At 77.0% G+C, this 19,212-nt stretch carries 8 protein-coding genes and 1 pseudogene; 8 read left to right on the top strand and 1 reads right to left on the bottom strand.

The features are described from left to right. The 6 genes from ACIRBY_RS35770 to ACIRBY_RS35745 all read left to right on the top strand — a co-directional run. On the top strand, positions 1-2,089 hold a 2,089-nt coding region (locus tag ACIRBY_RS35770), incomplete at its 5' end, for a beta-ketoacyl reductase (RefSeq protein ID WP_403908665.1). Positions 2,090-2,153: 64 nt separating this feature from the next. Beyond that, positions 2,154-7,943 (top strand): SDR family NAD(P)-dependent oxidoreductase, encoded by a 5,790-nt coding sequence (locus tag ACIRBY_RS35765; RefSeq protein WP_403908663.1) that lies wholly within the window; start codon positions 2,154-2,156, stop codon positions 7,941-7,943. Between the two features lie 11 nt (positions 7,944-7,954). Then, the gene (locus ACIRBY_RS35760) at positions 7,955-9,154 is read left to right on the top strand and encodes a hypothetical protein (protein ID WP_403908661.1); all 1,200 of its coding nucleotides are present in this window, start codon (positions 7,955-7,957) and stop codon (positions 9,152-9,154) included. A gap of 56 nt (positions 9,155-9,210) precedes the next feature. Next, positions 9,211-10,524 carry an activator-dependent family glycosyltransferase gene (locus ACIRBY_RS35755; RefSeq protein WP_403908659.1) on the top strand — a complete coding sequence of 438 codons (1,314 nt, stop codon included), beginning with the start codon at positions 9,211-9,213 and terminating at the stop codon, positions 10,522-10,524. Beyond that, the gene (locus ACIRBY_RS35750) at positions 10,521-11,246 is read left to right on the top strand and encodes a class I SAM-dependent methyltransferase (RefSeq protein WP_403908657.1); all 726 of its coding nucleotides are present in this window, start codon (positions 10,521-10,523) and stop codon (positions 11,244-11,246) included. The genes ACIRBY_RS35755 and ACIRBY_RS35750 overlap by 4 nt, the downstream gene beginning before the upstream one ends. Before the next feature lie 351 nt (positions 11,247-11,597). Continuing rightward, the gene (locus ACIRBY_RS35745; protein ID WP_403908655.1) at positions 11,598-13,532 is read left to right on the top strand and encodes a helix-turn-helix domain-containing protein; all 1,935 of its coding nucleotides are present in this window, start codon (positions 11,598-11,600) and stop codon (positions 13,530-13,532) included. A gap of 361 nt (positions 13,533-13,893) precedes the next feature. Here the strand turns inward: ACIRBY_RS35745 and ACIRBY_RS35740 are convergent. Continuing rightward, a pseudogene (locus ACIRBY_RS35740) lies at positions 13,894-14,715 on the bottom strand (transposase); the annotation flags it as partial. A gap of 446 nt (positions 14,716-15,161) precedes the next feature. Between ACIRBY_RS35740 and ACIRBY_RS35735 the strand changes: the two are divergent. Further along, positions 15,162-17,696: a glycoside hydrolase family 3 protein gene (locus tag ACIRBY_RS35735; protein WP_403908653.1), complete on the top strand. Its 2,535-nt coding sequence runs from the start codon at positions 15,162-15,164 to the stop codon at positions 17,694-17,696. A gap of 35 nt (positions 17,697-17,731) precedes the next feature. Then, entirely contained in the window at positions 17,732-19,144 is a 1,413-nt protein-coding gene (gene hflX, locus ACIRBY_RS35730) for a GTPase HflX (RefSeq protein ID WP_403908651.1), read from the top strand. Positions 19,145-19,212 lie beyond the last annotated feature (68 nt).

Here is a 19,212-nt window from a genome sequence, read left to right as displayed (position 1 = left end):
GCGCGAGCACCACTGGCTGGAGCCCTCCGCCCCCGCGGCCGTCCCGGCCGTCGGGCCGGACGGCATCGACGGCTGGCGCTACCGCACCACCTGGACGGCCCTCCCCGGGACCGGTGCCGCCGCGGCGCCGGACGGGTCCGTGCTGCTGGTGGTCCCCGCCGGGACGGACACCGCCCTCGCCGACGCCGCCGAGGCCGCCCTCGCCCGTCACGGCGTCGGTGCCGACCGGCTCACCGTCGACGCGGCCACCGCCACGCGGACCGGACTGGCCGCCGACCTCGCCCCGTACACCGGCCACGCCCGGGTGCTCTCCCTCCTCGGGACCGCCGGACTCCCGCACCCCGCCCACCCCGACCTGCCCCTCGCCGCCGTGGGCACCGCCCTGCTCGCGCAGGCCGCCGCCGACGCCGGACTCACCGGCCGCCTGTGGACCGTCACCCGGGGCGCGGTGGCCGTCTCCCCGGGCGAAGTACCCGAATCGGAAGGGGCCCAGGTCTGGGGTCTCGGGCGCGGTGTCGCCCTGGAGCTGCCCACCCTGTGGGGCGGTCTCGTGGACCTCCCCCAGACCCCCGACGACCGCGTCTGGCAGCGGCTCGTCTCCCTCCTCGCCGACCCCGCGGGCCACCCGGGCGAGGACCAGGTGGCCGTCCGGCCCTCCGGGGCGTACGGGCGCCGGCTCGTCCCCGCCGCCGGTACGCCCGCCCGCCGTGCGTACACCCCGCACGGGACCGTGCTGGTCACCGGCGGCACCGGAGCCCTCGGCGCGCACGTCGCCCGCTGGCTCGCCCGCAACGGTGCCGAGCACCTGGTGCTGACCGGACGCCGCGGGCCCGGCGCGCCCGGCGCCGACGCGTTGGCCGCCGAACTGCGCGCCCTCGGCGCCGAGGTGACCGTGGTCGCCTGCGACGTCTCCGACCGCGACGCGCTCGCCGCCCTCCTCGACGCCCACCCGCCCACCGCCGTCTTCCACACCGCCGGCGTCCCGCACTCCGAGGCGTTCCTCGACACCGGCACCGGTTCCTTCGCCGACGTGTACGCGGGCAAGGTCACCGGCGCCCGCCACCTGCACGAACTCACCCGCGCCCGGGGCCTGGAGCTCGACGCGTTCGTGCTCTACGCCTCCGGCGCCGGGGTCTGGGGCAGCGGCGGCCAGAGCGCCTACGGGGCCGCCAACGCCGCCCTGGACGCCCTCGCCGAACAGCGCCGGGCCGAGGGCCTGCCCGCCACCTCCGTCGCCTGGGGCCTGTGGGGCGGCGGCGGCATGGGCGAGGGCGCCGGCGAGGAGTTCCTCAGCAGCCGGGGCCTGCGCACCATGGATCCCGCCCTGGCCGTGGCGGCCCTCGGCCGGGCCCTCGACCGCGAGGACGTGTGCGTGGCCCTCGCCGACATGGACTGGCCGCTGTTCGCCAAGGGGTTCACCACCTTCCGGCCCAGCCCGCTCATCGGCGGCCTGCCCGGCGTGAGCGAGGCCACGGGCGCGGCCGGCGGCGGCGCGGACCCGGCCGACGACGGCCTGCCCGGTCTGCTCGCGGCGGCCGGGCCGACCGAGCGGTCCGAGATCGTCCTCGACCGGGTGCGCCGCGCGGTGGCGGCCGTACTCGGCCACGCCGGACCGGAGGACGTCGACCCCGAAGGGGCCTTCAGGGACATCGGGTTCAGCTCCCTCACGGCCGGCGAGCTGGCGCAGCGGCTCAGCGCCGCCGCGGGTCGCAAGCTGCCCCCGACGCTGGTCTTCGACCACCCGACGCCCGCCGCGGTCGCCGGGCACCTGCTCGAACTCCTCGAGCCCGGACTCCCGGGATCCGGATCCGGCGAGGACCCCGAGGAGGCGCGGATCCGGGCGGCCCTGGCGGCCGTACCGCTCGCCGTGCTGCGGGAGTCCGGCCTGCTGGACACCCTCCTCGCCCTCGCGGCGCCGCCCGAGCGGGGCTCAGGCGGCGGCACGTTCGATGGGGCGCGGGGCGGAGCCGGCACCGGCGGCCCGGACGCCCCCGGCCCGGCCGGCGCCGTCGACGACGACCTCGACGCCATCGACGACCTCGACGAGGACGCGCTGATCGCCCTGGCCCTGCGGGACTCCGCCGCCTGACCCCCCGGGCTCCGCGCCCCGCACCTTCCGCCCGCCGTACCCAGAGAGGGACCCACCGATGGCCATGTCCTCCGAAAAGCTCATGGAGGCGCTCCGCACCTCGCTGAAGGAGAGCGAGCGCCTCCGCAGGCTCAACCGGGACCTGGCCGCGGCCGCGCACGAACCCGTAGCGGTGGTCGGCATGGCCTGCCGCTACCCCGGCGCCGACTCGCCCGAGGAGCTCTGGGACCTCGTCGCCTCCGGACGGGACGCCATCGCGCCGTTTCCCCGGGACCGGGGCTGGGACCTGGCCGGGCTCTACGACCCGGACCCCGAGTCGCAGGGCACCACGTACTGCGACCGGGGCGGGTTCCTCGCGGGCGCGGCCGACTTCGACGCCGCGTTCTTCGGGATCTCCCCGCGCGAGGCCGTCGTCATGGACCCGCAGCAGCGGCTGCTGCTGGAGACCTCCTGGGAGGCCCTGGAACGCACCGGCATCGACCCGCGCTCCCTGCGCGGCAGCGGGACGGGCGTCTACGTGGGCGCCGCGCACGGCTCCTACGCGACGGACCCGGACACGGTGCCGGAGGGCTCCGAGGGCTACCTCCTGACGGGCAGCGCCGACGCCGTGATGTCCGGCCGGATCTCGTACGCCCTCGGCCTCGAAGGCCCCTCCATGACGGTGGAGACGGCCTGTTCCTCCTCGCTCGTCGCCCTGCACCTCGCGGTGGCGGCGCTGCGGCGCGGCGAGAGCGCCCTCGCCCTCGCGGGCGGGGTCGCCGTCATGCCGGACGCGGCCGCGTTCGTCGAGTTCTCCCGGCAGAAGGGGCTGGCCGCCGACGGCCGCTGCAAGGCCTTCTCCGCCGATGCGGACGGCACCGGCTGGGCCGAGGGCGTCGGCGTCCTCGTCCTGGAGCGGCTCTCCGACGCCGTCCGCGCGGGGCGGCCGGTCCTGGCGGTGATCCGGGGCTCGGCGGTCAACCAGGACGGCGCCAGCAACGGCCTCACCGCCCCCAAGGGCCCCTCGCAGCAGCGGGTCATCCGCCGGGCGCTCGCCGACGCCGGCCTGGAGCCGCAGGACGTCGACGCGGTCGAGGCGCACGGCACGGGCACCCGGCTCGGCGACCCGATCGAAGCCCAGGCCCTCCTGGCCGTGTACGGCAAGGACCGGGCGCCGGACCGCCCGCTGCGGCTCGGCTCCCTCAAGTCGAACATCGGGCACTCCCAGGCGGCGGCCGGGGTGGGCGGGGTCATCAAGACCATCCAGGCCATGCGGCACGGCATGCTGCCCCAGACCCTCCACGCCGACCGTCCCACCCCGCACGTCGACTGGTCCTCGGGCGGCGTCCGCCTGCTCACCGCCCCGGTCCCGTGGCCGACGGGCCCCCGCCCGCGCCGGGCTGCCGTCTCCGCGTTCGGCGTGGCCGGCACGAACGCCCACCTCATCCTGGAGGAGGCCCCCCGGCCCCCGGAGGCGGACGCCGCCCCGGTTGCGGAGGCCGCCTCGCCCGTGGAGCCCGCCCCCGCCGCGGACGCCGCCCCCGCCGCGGACGCCGCCCCCGCCGCGGACGCCGCCCCGGCCTCGGGCGGTGCCGCCGCGCTGCCCGTCGTGCCGTGGTTCGTCTCGGGACGGTCCGAGGCCGCGCTGGTCGCGCAGGCGCGGCGGCTGCGGGAACACCTCGCCGGCGCCGCGCCCGACGCCCTCGGCATCGGCTACGCGCTCGCCACGACCCGTACCGCCTTCGAGCACCGTGCCGTCGTCCTCGGGACCACGTACGCCGAGCTCGCCCGGGGCCTCGACGCGCTCGCCGACGGGACCCCCTCCGCGGCGGTGGTGCGGGGCGTGCGGCGCCGGGACGCGAAGACCGCGTTCCTGTTCACCGGGCAGGGCAGCCAGCGTCCCGGCACGGCCCGAGAACTGCGCGCCGCGCACCCGGTGTTCGCCGCCGCACTGGACGCCGTCGCCGAACGCCTCGACCCCCACCTGGACCGGCCCCTCGCCGCCGTCCTCGACGCCGCGCCCGGCAGCCCGGAGGAGGAGCTGCTGCACCGCACCCAGTACGCGCAGGCCGCCCTGTTCGCGGTGGAGGTGGCGCTGTTCCGGCTGCTGGAGCACTGGGGCGTGCGGCCCGACGTCCTCCTCGGGCACTCCGTCGGGGAGATCGCCGCCGCCCACGCGGCCGGCGTGCTCGACCTCGACGACGCCTGCGCCCTCGTCGCCGCCCGGGGCCGGCTGATGCAGGCCCTGCCCGCCGGGGGCGCGATGCTCTCCGTACGGGCCGGCGAGGACGAGGTGCGGGCGCTGCTCGCCGCCCACCCCGACGCCGACGTCGCCGCCGTCAACGGGCCCCGCGCCGTGGTCGTCTCCGGCACCGAGGAGGCCGTCGCGGCGATCGGCGCCCGGCTGGCGGAGCAGGGCCGCAAGACCAGGCGGCTCACCGTCAGCCACGCCTTCCACTCGCCGCTCATGGAACCGATGCTGGAGGAGTTCCGGGCCCTCGCCGACCGGCTCACCTACCGCACCCCGCGCATCCCCGTCGTCTCCAACGTCACGGGACTGCGCGCCACCGGCGACGACCTGCGCACCGGCGCCTACTGGGCCGCGCACGTCCGCTCCGCGGTCCGCTTCGCCGACGGGGTGCGCACCGCCGCGCACGACCTGGGGGCCGTCACCTTCGTCGAACTGGGGCCGGACGCCGTCCTGTCCGCCATGGCGGAGGAGGTCCTGGCCTCGGACGCGCACGTGGCGGTCCCCGCCCTGCGCCGGGGCCGGCCCGGGGCCGAGACCCTGCTGGGCGCGGTGGCCGTCGCCGCCGCCCGCGGTGCCGCACTGGACCGGGCCCGCCTCTTCGACGGCGCGGACGCCCACCCGGTCCCCCTACCCGTCTACGCCTGGCAGCACCGCCGCTTCTGGATCGCCCCGACCCCGCGCGGCCGGGCGTCCGGGCCCACACGGCCCGCCCCGGACGCCCCGCACGCCGTGGCGTTCCCTGACGTTCCGCCCGCCCCGGGAGCCCTGGCGGCCCCGGGAGCCCGGGGCGGTCCGGCGCACGAGGGCCTTCCCGCGGCCCCGGGCACGGGGGTCCCTGCGGCCCCGGACGGCCCCGCCGGTCCGGCGGCGGGTCCGGGACCCCGGCGCTACCGCGTCGCCTGGCAGCCGGTGCGACCGGCGGCCGGGGCGCGGCCGACCGGGACCTGGCTGCTGGTCGAGTCGGCCCAGGACCTCACCTCCGGCGACGGCGACGCCGCCGAGCTCGCCCTGACCGCGCTCGGCGCGGACGTCCGCCGGGTGGCCGTCGACGCCGACACCGCCGACCGCACGGCACTGGCCGACCTGCTGGACGCCGCCGGCGCCGACACCCTCGGCGGAGTCCTCTCCCTCCTCGGCGCCGACGAACGGGAGGAGCCGGGCCGCGGCTTCGTCCCGGCCGGGGTCCGGGCCACCCTGGCCCTCGTCCAGGCCCTGGAGGAGCGGGCCGTACCCGCACGCCTGTGGTGCGCGACCCGCGGAGCCGTCGCCGCCGGCCCCGGCGAGCGGCCCCGGCCGGCGGGCGCCCAGCTGTGGGGCCTCGGCAGGGTCGCGGCCCTCGAACTCCCCGCCCGGTGGGGCGGCCTCGTCGACCTGCCCGAGACGGCGGACGCCGCAGCCTGGACGCTCCTCGCCACCGCCCTCGCCGGCCCCGAGGACCAGGTGGCCGTACGCGACGGCCGCACGTACGGCCGCCGCCTCGAACCGGCCCCCGCCCCACCGGCACCCGCCTCCGGCCCGGCCGCGGGCCCGGGGTACGGCTCCGGCTCCGGTGCCCTGCCCGGGCTCGCGTCAGCGGCCGGGGCCCGGCCCGCGTCCGCCGGTGCGTCCGGGTCCGGCGGCCGGGCCGGGGGCTACCGGCCGCGCGGGACCGTCCTCGTCAGCGGGGGGACCGGGGCCCTCGGGAGGCACCTCGCGCGGCGGCTCGCCGCCGAGGGGGCCGCGCACCTGCTGCTCGTCGGACGGCGGGGCCGGCAGGCCCCCGGCGCGGAGGCCCTGGAGGGCGAACTGCTCGCGCTGGGCGCCAAGGTGACCTTCGCCGCCCGCGACCTCGCGGACCGGGAGGCGGTCGCCGCCCTGCTCGCGGAGGTACCCGCCGACGCCCCGCTCACCGCCGTGTTCCACGCGGCGGGCGTCCCCCAGGTCAGCCCGCTGTCCGGGGTCGGCCCCGACGACTTCGCGGAGGTCTACGCCGGCAAGCTGGCCGGCGCCCGCCACCTGGACGAACTGACCCGCCCGCTCGGCCTCGACGCGTTCGTCCTCTACTCCTCGGGCGCGGGCGTCTGGGGCAGCGCCGGCCAGTGCGCCTACGCCGCCGCCAACGCCGGCCTCGACGCGCTGGCCCTGTGCCGCCGCGCCGACGGCCTGCCCGCCACCTCCGTGGCGTGGGGCCTGTGGGGCGGGGACGGCATGGGCGAGGGGGAGGGCGGCGCGTACCTGCTGCGCAGGGGCGTCCGCCCGATGGCCCCGGAGGCCGCCCTGGACGAGCTCTTCGCCGCCGTCGCCGACGGCACCCCCGCGCCGACGGTCACCGACACGGACTGGCCCCGCTTCGCGGACGCCTTCACGTCCTACCGCCCCAGCCCGCTCCTCACCCCGCTCCTCGGCCCCGGCGGCGCCCGCACCCCCGACCCCGGTGGCCCGGGCGCCGGTCCGGACGGGCCGGAAAGCCTCGGCCGGCGGCTGGCCGGGATGGGGCCGCGGGACCGGCGGGAGGCCCTGCTCGGGCTGGTGCGGGCGGAGGCCGCCGCCGTGCTCGGATACGGGCACGGCGACGAGGTCGAGCCCGACGCCCGCTTCCTGCTCATCGGCTTCGACTCGCTGGCCGTCACCCGGCTCCGCCGCCGCCTCGCGGCCGCCACCGGCCGCGAACCCGCCCCCGAGGCCCTGTTCGACCACGACACCCCCGCCGCGCTCGCCGACCACCTCCTGGAGCTCCTCCAGGACCCCGGACACCCCGCCGGCCCGGCCGGATCCGCCGCACCGGCCGGAGACCGCCGGGCCGACGGGGGCACGCTCACCGCGCTGTACCGCGACGCGGTGGGGGAGGGCCGGGTCGACCGGGCGGTCGACGCCCTGGCCGCCGTGGCCGCCCTCCGCCCCGCCTTCACCGCAGGCCACCCCCACCCGCTCCCCCCGGTGCAGCTCGCGCAGGCCGCGCCGGACGCCCAGGACGGGCCGCTCCTGCTCATCGGCGTCGCCGGGACCGCAGCCGTGTCCGGGCCCCTGGAGTTCTCCGCGTTCGCCGGGGCCCTCGCCGGACGCCGGGACGTCGTCGCGCTCGCCCAGCCCGGGTTCCGCGACGGGGAGCCGCTGCCGGACTCGCTGGAGGCGCTCTGCGCCGCGCACGCCGCGACCGTGGAGCGCCTCGCGCAGGGGCGCCCGTACGCCCTGATCGGGCACTCCGCCGGAGCCAACGCCGCCCACGCCCTCGCCCGCCACCTGGAACGGCACGGCCCCGCCCCCGCCGCCCTCGTCCTCGCCGACATCTACACCCCCAGCGCGCCCGGCGCCATGGGCGTCTGGCGGGATGTCATGCTGCGCTGGGCGATGGACCGCTCGCCCGTACCCCTCGACGACACCCGGCTCACCGCCATGGGTGCCTATCACCGACTCCTCCTCGACTGGACACCGGAGCCCACCCGCGCCCCGGTCCTGCACCTGCGCGCCGGAGAACCCATGGCCGCGTGGACCGACCCCCGCGAGGACTGGCGATCCGTCTGGGACGCCGCCCACACCGTCACCGACGTCCCCGGCAACCACTTCACGATGATGACCGAGCACGCCCCGGCCACGGCCCGCGCCGTCGACGCCTGGCTGGACGCACTGCCCGGCTGCAACCGATGACGAGGAGAAACATGACCTCCGAGCTGCTGACCGAGGACCGCGGACGGGACATCGCCCGCCGGGCCCGCAGGAACCAACTCACCCGGGCAGCCCACTGGTTCGCCGGTATCGAAGCCGACCCGTACGGCCTGGTCCTGCGCGCCGGCACCGGAGAGCCGACCGCCGCCGAGGAGGCCGTCCGCGCCCTCGGCCCGCTCCACCACAGCACCCTGCTGGACACCTGGGTCACCGCCGACCGGGCCGTGGCCCAGGAGGTCATCGACAACCCGGCCTTCGACGGACCCGGCCCGGCCGCCGACCTCCCCGGCGGGGACCCGCTCCCCTTCCGCAGCGCTGTCCTCACCCTCGACCGCGCCTCCGCCGCGCCGCTCGCCGCGCTCACCGCCTTCGGCGGCGGCCTGCTGTGGGCGGACGACGCCGCGTCCGTGGAGAAGCGGACCGCCACCTGGGCCCGGACGGTCCTGGCCGCGCTCGGCGAACGCTTCGACCTCGCCGAGGACTTCGCCCGCCGGCTGACCGGCCCCGTCCTCGCCGAACAGCTCGGCCTGCCCGAGGCCGCCCACGAGCGGTTCTCCCGCCTCCTGCCCGACTGCCGCCACGCCCTCGACGGCCTGCTGTGCCCGCAGACCCACGCCACGGCGCTGGCCGCCGAGGCGGCCGAGACCGCCATGGTGGGGCTCCTGACGGACGCCCTGTACGCGTCCACGCCCGACACCGTCCGCGCCGCGAAGATCATGGCCCTCAGTGCGGCCGAAGCCACCGCCGTCCTCCTCGCCAACGCCGTCCGCCTCCTGCTCGACGAGCCCGGCGGCTGGCAGCGGCTGGCCGAGGACCCCGGCCGGGCCGGGGAGGTCGTGGAGCACACCCTGCGCACCGCGCCCCCCGTCCGGCTGGAGTCCCGCGTCGTGCGCTCCGCCGTCACCCTCGCCGGCACCGAACTCCCCGTCGGCGCCCGCGTCACGCTCCTGGTCGCCGCCGTCAACCGCGACCCGCGGGCCCCGCAGGACGCCCCGCCCTTCGGGCTCTCGCCCGACCTGCACTTCGGGCTGTCCGCGCACCTGGTCAAGGCCGTCGCGCGGGCCGCGCTGCGCACCCTCGCGGAGACCCTCCCGGGCCTTCGCGCCGACGGCGACCCGGTGACCCGGCTGCGCTCGCCCGTCCTGCGGGCCCCCGCGCGCCAGCCGGTCGCCGCCGGGCACGCCCGCCCCTGAGCTCCCCCGACCCCTGACTCCTGAACCCCGCCCCGACCGTAGGGAGAGCGGATGCCATGCGCGTCCTGATCACGTGCTTCGCGCACAACACGCACTACTACAACCTGGTGCCGCTGGCCTGGGCGCTGCGCGCCGCCGGACACGAGGTACGGGTGGCCAGCCAGCCCGCGCTCACCGACGTGATCAACGGGTCGGGGCTGACCGCCGCGCCCGTCGGCGACCTCGACTCCATCGTGGAGCTGATGACGCAGATCGGCGGCGACCCCACCCCCTACCAGCAGGGCCTGGACTTCGCGCAGACCCGTACCGGGCCGCTCGGCTGGGAGCACGCCCTCGGCCAGCAGACCATGATGACGGCCATGTCGTTCGCCCCGCTGAACGGCGACACGACCATCGACGACACCGTCGCGCTGGCCCGGGCCTGGCAGCCCGACCTGGTGCTGTGGGAACCCTTCACCTACGCCGGCCCGATCGCCGCGCACGTCGTCGGCGCGGCCCACGCCCGCCTGCTGTGGGGGCCCGACGTCATCCTCAACGCCCGCCGCCAGTTCCTCGCCCTGCACGCCCTCCAGCCCGAGGAGCACCGCGAGGACCCGATGGCCGAATGGCTCACCTGGACCCTGGGCCGCTTCGGCATCACCCCCGACGCCGCCGCGCTCGAGGAGGTCATCGGCGGCACGGCGAGCATCGACCCCGCGCCCGAGGCCCTGCGCATACCGGTGCCCGGCGAGGTGCTGCCGATGCGCTTCGTCCCCTACAACGGGCCCTCGGTGGTGCCCGACTGGCTGTACGAGCCGCCCGCCCGGCCCCGGGTCTGCGTCACCCTCGGGGTGTCGGCGCGCGAGACGTACGGGCGCGACGCCGTCCCCTTCGAGGAGTTCCTGCACGCCCTCGGCGACGTGGACGCCGAGATCGTCGCCACCCTCGACGCCGGCCAGCTCCAGGACCGCGACGCCCTCCCCGACAACGTCCGGGCCGTGGACTTCGTCCCCATGGACGCCCTGCTGCCCACCTGCGCGGCCATCGTCCACCACGGCGGCGCCGGCACCGGCTACACCGCCACCCTGCACGGCGTCCCGCAGATCATCGTCGGCTCGCTGTGGGACGCCCCGCTCAAGGCCGAACTGCACGCGGGGGCGGGCGCGGGCATCGACCTGCCCCCGGCGAAGCTCGACGCGGCCACCCTCCGCGAGGCCGTCGTACGGGCCCTCACCGACCCCTCGCTCGCCGAAGGGGCCCGCCGGCTGCGCGAGGAGGCCCTCGCGCAGCCGACCCCCGCCGCCCTCGTACCGACCCTGGAACGGCTGGCGGCGCGGCACCGCGCCCGCCGCCCGGGTTCCGCCCACCCCGGCCAAGGAGACCCCTCGTGACCACCGCCTACGCGGGCGGCATCGCCCGCCTCTACGACCTCGTCCACCAGGGCAAGGGCAAGGACTACGCCCGCGAGGCCGCCGACCTCGCCGCGCTGATCGGCTCCCGGGTGCCGGGCGCGCGCAGCGTCCTGGACGTCGCCTGCGGCACCGGCCTCCACCTGGAGCACCTGGCCGCCCTCTTCGCGTCGGTCGAGGGCGTGGAGATCTCCCCGGACATGCGCGAGCTGGCCGTCCGCCGCAACCCGGACGTGCCCGTGCACCTCGGCGACATGCGCGACTTCGCGCTCGGCACCACCCACTCCGCCGTCACCTGCATGTTCAGCTCCATCGGCCACATGCGCGACCAGGCCGAACTCGACGCGGCGCTGGCCCGGTTCGCCGCGCACCTCGACCCGGCGGGCGGGGTGGTGGTCGTGGAGCCCTGGTGGTTCCCGGAGACCTTCACCCCCGGGTACGTCGGGGCGTCGATCGTCGAGGCGGAGGGCAGGACCATCTCGCGCGTCTCGCACTCGCGGCTGGAGGACGACGCCACCCGCATCGACGTGCACTACCTGATCGCCGCACCGGGCGAGGAGATCGCACACCTCGCGGAGAGCCACCGCATCACCCTCTTCGAGCGGGCGGCGTACGAGCGGGCGTTCGTCCGGGCGGGCCTGGAGGTGGAGTTCCTGGAGGGCGGCCCCTCGGGCCGGGGCCTCTTCGTCGGCACGTCCACCTGAGCCATCGGACGCCTCGAACCCCGGCCGAGGCCCGGGCCAGGACCGCTCGCGTCCCGCCGGACCCCGGGGCCGCCCGGGGGCCGGAGTCCGGCCGCCCCGGGCCCCTCCCGCGCCCCGGCCGGCCGCGCGCCCGGCCCCGCGGCGTTGCCCGGGCAAACCGTCCAGCGTAGGTCCGGGCGCGGGCCCGGGCCAGGTGGCGCGGGCACCCCGGGGCCCCCGTGCCGGAGCCCCCGGTGGTGGCCGGATCACCGCGTTACCACATGTATGCAGGTCATAAAGGTCGGTTGACGCTCCTTATAACCGGAAGTTACCTTCCCCGCCATCGACGGATCCGGCCGATCGGGGGCAACAGTGACCGGGGAGGACTCCCACACCGACGACGGCGCACTTCGCGTGCTCGAACTCCTCGCGGGCGAGGCACCCGCCCGCGCCTACGACCAACTCGTCGCCCGCGCCCGCACCGCGGGCCCCGCCCCGCACGTCGAACGGGCGGAGCGGGCCAGAGGCCTCGCCCTGGAGGTCAACGCCCTCTTCGAGCGGCGCAGCCGGCGCGAGGCCGAACTCGCCGCGCTCGTCGACGCCGCCCGCGACCTCACCCGTCCCGGCAGCCTCGACGCGACCCTGCGCCTGATCACCCGCCGGGCCCGGCTCATGACCACCATGGACCTGGCGGCCGCCGTCCTCCTCGACGAGGACGGCTCCGCCACCCTCACCACCGCCGACGGCGCCGTCAGCGCCCTCACCGTCGGCTACCGCATTGCCGCCGGCGCCCTGCCGGCGCCGGCCGGGCCGGGGGAGCGGCCCGCCCCCTTCTGGACCGCCGACCACCTCGCCGACGACCGCACCACCCACGCCACCGCCCTGGACGAGGTGCTGCACGCCGAATCCCTCCAGGCGGTGCTCGGCGTACCGCTGTGCGCGGACGACCGGCACATCGGCTACCTGTACGCGGCCTCCCGCGGCATCCACCACTTCACCCCCGACGAGATCGCGCTGATGCGCTCCCTCGCCGACCTCGCCGCCACGGCCATCCAGAGCGCCCGCCTGCTGGAGGGCATCCACACCGCCAACGCCGAACTGGCGAAGGCGGGTTCACGGGCACGGGCCTCCCTCGGCGACGCCCTGCGCGCCGGCAGCGTGCAGGACGAGCTCGTCCAGCTCGTCCTCGACGGGATCGGCCTCGACGCCCTCCTCGCCCGGGCCGCCGCCGAACTCGGCGGCAGCCTCGCGGTGCGCGGCGCGGCCGGCGAACGCCTCGCCGAGCTCGGCCGGATGCCCCGCCCCGACCCCGAGGAGCTGGCCCGCGTCCGGCTCAACGCGGCCGCCACCGGCGTGGCCTGCCCGCTGTCCGACGGCACCTGGGTGCTCCCGCTGTCGGTGCGGTCGGAGGACGTCGGCTGCCTCCTGTTCCACCCGGGCGCCGACGGTGGGACGCCCGGCGAGCGGGTCCTGCTCTCCTACGCCCGTACCGTCGCCCTGCTGCTCGTCGTCCAACGCTCCAGCGCCGTCGAGGGCCGGGTGCGCGACGACCTGCTGGCCGACCTCACCACCTGGGAGGCCCCGCCCGAGCGGATCGTGGAGCGGGCCCGCGCCTTAGCCGCCGGGCTCCAGCGCCCGCACGTCCTGGTCGTTGCCGACGCACACAGTCCCGCGTCCGGCCTCGTGGAGAACTGGGCCGCCGCCTACGCCCGCCGCCACCGGGGCATGAAGACGCTCCAGGGCGACCGGGTCGTCCTGCTGCTGCCCGGCGAGGACGCGGCCGGGGCCGCCGCGCTGGTGCGCGCCGACCTCGCCGCCGTCACCGGGGCCCCGGTGACCGCGGGGGCCTCCGGGCCCGCGCGGGGTGCCGAGGCCGTCCACCGCTCCTACCGGCAGGCCGTGCGCTGCCTGGAGGCGCTGACCGCCCTCGGCGCCACCGGCCGCTCCGCCGACGACCGCGACCTCGGCTTCCTCGGCATGCTGCTCTCCGACGACCACGACGTCCCCGGCTTCGTCGAACGCACCCTCGGCCCGCTCCTGGAGCACGACGCGGAACGCTTCGGCAACCTGGTGGAGACCCTCCAGGGCTGGTTCAGCGCCGCCGGCAGCCCCACCCGGGCCGCCGAGATCCTCTACGTGCACCCCAACACGGTCTCGCGCCGCCTGGAACGCATCACCCAGCTGCTCGGCCGTGACTGGCAGCATCCCGACCAGGCACTGGAACTCCAGCTCGCGCTGCGGCTGCACCGGGCGCGCGCCGCACTCGACCCCGTACCCGCCGTCCCCCCGTCAGCGGGATCGACGTGACCGACGCGACGGGGCCCCGGTGGGCGCCCGCCTCCAGCAGCCGCGAGGCGTGCGCCAGCGACACGAGCGTGGCGTGCCGGTGCCAGCCCTTGTAGGACCGCCCCTCGAAGTCCAGCGCGCCCACCGGCAGGCTGGTGTCGCGGAAGTCGGCGTCGGCGCGCCCGATCAGTCCGCCCAGCCCCAGCAGCGTGCCCCGGCCGGCCCCGGTCAGACTGGTCAGCCACAGCTCCGACACCTCCCGGGACGTCGGCGACCACACCCCGACCAGCGCCAGCGGCACCGCCGCCGGACCGCCGGGCAGCCGTACCGGCAGCAGCCCCACCAGCGAGGTCTGTGTCCGCCCCGGCCGCGCCGGGTCCGGCCACTGCACCGGCCGCCGCTGCGGCCGCGCCAGCTCGGCCAGCCCGCCCGCCGATCCCGCCACGGCCCGGCTGCGCCCGGCCGACAGGTTCGGCGCGAGCAGGCCCGTACCGGTCCCGATCCGTATCAGGAACGGCAGGCCGGCCCGCGAGAACGCCTCCACCAGCGGGAGTACGGCCTGCTCCCGGGCGTCGGCCACCACCGGCAGTGCCACCCCGGTCCAGCCGGCCGCCTCCACCACCATGTCCACGGCCAGCGCCTCCGGCGCACCGGCTGCCCCCGCGTCCACCGAGTCGTCGGGGATCTCCGCCCGGCGGCGCAGCTCCGTGTCGTCGAGCCAGTCCCCGCTCAGCGACAGCCGCCAGTTCACCGGTGCCGCCGCCGCGCCCGAGGCCAGCCACAGCCCGTACCCGTGCTGGCTGTTGACGACCTGCCCCAGCTGCGGGACGAACCTGCGCCCCACCCCCACCGAGTGCCGGCCCGTCTTCGGGATCACCAGCGGGCGCACCACCCAGGCGCGCGGCGCCAGCAGCCGCTCCAGACCGGCCGTCAGCTCCGCCCGCAGCGGGGACCAGTCCCAGGTCGAGGAGCTGATGAAGTGGTGCAGGCTCTGCTCCGCGGCCCGTTCGCCGGTGCTCGCCGCCAGGTTGCGCATCGTCTTGCGGCCGGGCGTGTCCAGCAGGGCCCGTACGTACAGCTCGCCCTTGTGCCGCTGGTCCCGGCGGCGCAGCGAGCCCAGCACCGACGTGCGCAGCGCGCGGACCTCCGAGGGCGGGACACGGGACAGGCTCTCGGCTTCCAGGGCCGGGCGAACGGTTCGCATGACGCTCCTCGGGGTCGGGCACCCCGAGGCAAGCCAGGCCGGGGCAGTCCGCGGTGTCGTGGTCGTGGGATCCCCTCCACCCTCCCCGCCGGGCGGCACCCGGCCCAGGTAGGCCGGAAACACACTTACCGACCGGTCACCCCGCTCGTCCCGTCCCGGCCCGCACCGCCCGACGGGCCCGCCGCGCGTGGTGGCCGGGCCACCACCCGGGGGCGGCGACGCAGGCCCGCGCACCCGGTCCGGGCCGTCCACGCCGTCCACCGGCCGCCGCCGTGCCACCCAACGTCCCTGCTCCCGACCGGTGTTCGGGCTCCGCGGCCCGGCCCCGCGAAGAGTGTGGCCGGGCGACCTCCTCCCCGGCCCCGATCTGCGGAAGCGTGGACGTACGCATACCCCGGCGCCCCTCCGGGGCACGCCGCACCGCCGAAACACTCAGGAGACCCCCCATGCCGTCCCGCAGGTCAGGGGAGCGAGCACCCCGCCTCCGCCGCACCCTCCGCATACGCGGGCGGTGGCGCCCCGGCACCCGCGCCACCCGCCTCCTCGCCGCCTCCGCGGCCCTCCTGTGCACGGGCGGCCTGCTCACCGCCGCGCCCGCCGGCGCCACCGAGGACCGCACCGAGGGCACTCCCCGCGTCCGCGCCCTCGTCGCGCAGATGACCCTCGACGAGAAGCTGTCCTTCGTCCACTGGACGGCCGGCCCCACCGGCGGGCCCCTCGCCCGGGGCGTCGGCTACCTCCCCGGCGTGCCCCGCCTGGGCGTACCCCCGCTCCAGGCCTCCGACGGGCCGGCCGGCGTCCGCCTCAACGGCGTCCGCTCCACCGCCCTGCCCACCCCCACGGCCCTCGCCGCGACCTTCGACGACTCCCTCGCCACCGCCTACGGCAAGGTCCTCGGCCACGAGGGCCGGGCGCTCGGCCAGGACGTCGTCCTCGGCCCGATGGTCAACACCATCCGGGTGCCGTACGGCGGCCGCAACTTCGAGACCTTCAGCGAAGACCCCCTGGTCGCCTCGCGCACCGCCGCCGCCCAGATCAAGGGCACCCAGAGCCAGGGCCTGATGGCCACGGTCAAGCACTTCGCCGGCAACAACCAGGAGACCGACCGCTTCACCGTCGACGCCGCCATCGACGAGCAGACCCTCCAGGAAGTCGAACTCCCGGCCTTCCGCAGCGCCGTCGACGCCGGCGCGGCCGCCGTCATGTGCGCCTACAACGGGGTCAACGGCACCCACTCCTGCGGCAACGACCAGCTGCTCCAGAAGGTCCTGCGCGAACAGTGGGGCTTCCGGGGCTGGGTGATGTCCGACTGGCTCGCCACGCACGCCACCACCGACCTCACCAAGGGCCTCGACCAGGAACTCGGCCTGGAGATGGGCAAGCCCACCGACCCCGTCCCGGACTCGAAGTACCTCGGCTCCTCCCTGCGCAAGGCCATCGCCGACGGCACCGTCCCGCAGGCCGCCCTGGACCGCTCGGTGACCCGCATCGTCGGCCAGATGGAACGCTTCGGCCTCCTCGACGCCCCCGCGGCCCCGCGGCCCCCACGCGACGCCGCGGCGGGCCGCGACACCGCCCGCGCCGTCGCCGAGAACGGCGCCGTCCTGCTGCGCAACACCGCGCCCGCCGGCGGACGCAAGGCCCTGCCGCTCACCGGCGCGGCCGGCACCGACCTCGCCGTCATCGGCGACAGCGCCCTGCGCCCCAAGGTCTCCGGCCTCGGCAGCGCCCACGTCGTGCCCGACGCCGCCAAGGCCCCGCTGGACGCCCTGCGCGAGCGGGCCGGCTCCGGCGCCGCCGTCCGCTACGAGCCCGGCGTGGACCGGCTCGGCAGCCCGCTGCCCGCCGAGAACCTCAGCCCCGCCTTCACCGGCGGGCGGCAGCTCGACCCCGGCGGCGACCGCGCCTTCTACGACGGCACCCTCACCGTCCCCGCCGACGGCGACTACCGCATCGGCGTCCGCGTCGACGGCGGCCTCGCCGTCCTCCAGGTCGAAGGCCAGGAACCGGTCTACGCCGCCGACTCCTTCAGCGAGACCACCAGCGTCGTCCTCCGCCTCACCCGGGGCACCCACAAGCTGTCCATGAGCGGCTGGGCCTGGCCCGACCGCCCGCTGTCCGTCGACCTCACCTGGGTCACCCCGCAACAGGCCGCGCAGAACCTCGAACGCGCCGTCGCCGCCGCCCGCACCGCCAAGACCGCCGTCGTCTTCGCCCAGGACGAGGGCTCCGAGGGCTACGACCGCCCCTCGCTGTCCCTGCCCGACGGCCAGGACGCGCTGATCTCCGCCGTCGCCCGCGCCAACCCCAACACCGTCGTCGTCCTCAACACCGGCTCCTCCGTGCTGATGCCCTGGCTCGCCGACACCGCCGCCGTCCTCGACATGTGGTACCCGGGCCAGGAGGGCGCCCAGGCCACCGCCGCCCTGCTGTACGGGGACGCCAACCCCAGCGGCCGGCTCACCCAGACCTTCCCCGCCTCCGAGGACGCCCACCCCGTCGCCGGGAACCCCAAGCGGTTCCCCGGGGTCGACGGCAGGCAGGAGTACAGCGAGGGCATCCACTCCGGCTACCGCTGGTACGACCAGCAGGGCGTCACCCCCCTCTTCCCGTTCGGCCACGGCCTGTCGTACACCACGTTCGACTACCGCGACCTCGCCGTGGAGCGCACCGCCACCGGGGCCGCCGTCCGCGTGACCGTCCGCAACAGCGGGCCCGTCGCCGGCAAGGAGGCCGTCCAGGTCTACCTCGGCCCCAGCCCCCTCGTCTCCGCGCCGCAGGCCGTCAAGAAGCTCGCCGGCTACACCAAGGTCTCCCTCGAACCCGGCGAGGAGAAGCGCGTCACCGTCCCGGTCGACGCCCGCCAGCTCCAGTACTGGGACACCGGACGCCACGCCTGGACCGGCGCCCCCGGCCCGCGCGCCGTGAGCGTCGGCTCCTCCTCGGCGGACCTCCGCCTCACGTCCCGCCTCAACCAGTGACCGACCTCCCACCCACCCCTTCCGATTGGATGCGCATGACCGCGAACGAACAGCCCGCGACCACCCCCTCGACCCGCCCGGTCGGCACGGCCGAGGCCATCGACGCGCGGGAGGAGACCGGCCTGCGGCACGTCGCCTCCCTCTCCACCGAACTCCGGGACGTCGTCGAGGTCGAGCAGCGCCAGGTCCGCCTGGAGCGCGTGGTGCTGGTCGGCGTCTGGACCTCCGGCACGGTCGCGGAGGCCGAGAGCTCCCTCGCCGAGCTCGCCGCCCTCGCCGAGACCGCGGGCGCCCTGGTCCTCGACGGGGTGATCCAGCGCCGCGACAAGCCGGACCCGGCCACCTACATCGGCTCCGGCAAGGCGAAGGAACTGCGCGACATCGTCATCGAGACGGGCGCCGACACGGTCGTCTGCGACGGCGAGCTGAGCCCCTCGCAGCTCGTCCGGCTGGAGGAGTTCGTCCAGGTCAAGGTCGTCGACCGGACCGCCCTGATCCTCGACATCTTCGCCCAGCGGGCCACCTCCCGCGAGGGCAAGGCCCAGGTGGCGCTCGCACAGATGCAGTACATGCTGCCGCGCCTGCGCGGCTGGGGCGCCTCCCTGTCCCGGCAGATGGGCGGCGGCGGGGCCGGCGGTGGCGGCATGGCCACCCGCGGCCCCGGCGAGACGAAGATCGAGACGGACCGGCGCCGGCTGCGCGACAAGATGGCCAAGATGCGCCGGGACATCGACGAGATGAAGACCGCCCGCGACCTCAAGCGCCAGGAGCGCCGCCGCAACAAGGTCCCCTCGGTCGCCATCGCCGGCTACACCAACGCGGGCAAGTCCTCGCTCCTCAACCGCCTCACCGGCGCCGAGGTCCACGTCCAGAACGCGCTGTTCGCCACCCTCGACCCGACCGTCCGCCGCTCGGAGACCCCCGCGGGCCGCGCCTACACCCTGGCCGACACGGTGGGCTTCGTCCGCCACCTGCCGCACCAGCTCGTCGACGCGTTCCGCTCGACGCTGGAGGAGGTCGCGGAGGCGGACCTCATCCTCCACGTGGTCGACGGCTCGCACCCGGACCCGGAGGCCCAGATCGAGGCCGTCCGCGCGGTCATCGGCGAGGTGGGCGGCGCGGGCGTCCCCGAGGTCGTCGTCGTCAACAAGGCCGACAGCGCCGACCCGGAGGCCCTGGCCCGCCTGCTGGAGGCGGAGCCCGGCGCCCTCGCCGTGTCGGCCCGCACGGGCGAGGGCGTCGCCGCCCTCCTCTCCCGCATCGAGGCCGAACTCCCGCACCCCGAGACGGAGATCGAGGTCCTGATCCCCTACAGCGAGGGCCACCTGGTCGCCCGCGTCCACGCGAGCGGCGAGATCCTCTCCGAATCCCACGGCGAAACGGGCACCCTCCTGAAGGCCAACGTCGACGCCGCCCTGGCGGCGGAACTCTCCGCCTACGCCGCCTGAATACCCCTTCCTCCGCGCGCCATTCCCGCAGGAATTGCGCCATTCCCTCGGAAGAGGGTCGCCATACG

The organism is Streptomyces sp. NPDC096136, assembly GCF_044763325.1.
Lineage (GTDB): Bacteria > Actinomycetota > Actinomycetes > Streptomycetales > Streptomycetaceae > Streptomyces.
This window is presented reverse-complemented; position numbering and strand designations above follow the sequence as displayed.

What these genes read in the sequence shown, in the direction of transcription:
- ACIRBY_RS35765 (WP_403908663.1), top strand. Translation starts at nt 2,154, where the DNA reads ATGTCCTCCGAAAAGCTCATGGAGGCGCTCCGCACCTCGCTGAAGGAG.
- ACIRBY_RS35760 (WP_403908661.1), top strand. Translation starts at nt 7,955, where the DNA reads ATGACCTCCGAGCTGCTGACCGAGGACCGCGGACGGGACATCGCCCGC.
- ACIRBY_RS35755 (WP_403908659.1), top strand. Translation starts at nt 9,211, where the DNA reads ATGCGCGTCCTGATCACGTGCTTCGCGCACAACACGCACTACTACAAC.
- ACIRBY_RS35735 (WP_403908653.1), top strand. Translation starts at nt 15,162, where the DNA reads ATGCCGTCCCGCAGGTCAGGGGAGCGAGCACCCCGCCTCCGCCGCACC.
- hflX (WP_403908651.1), top strand. Translation starts at nt 17,732, where the DNA reads ATGACCGCGAACGAACAGCCCGCGACCACCCCCTCGACCCGCCCGGTC.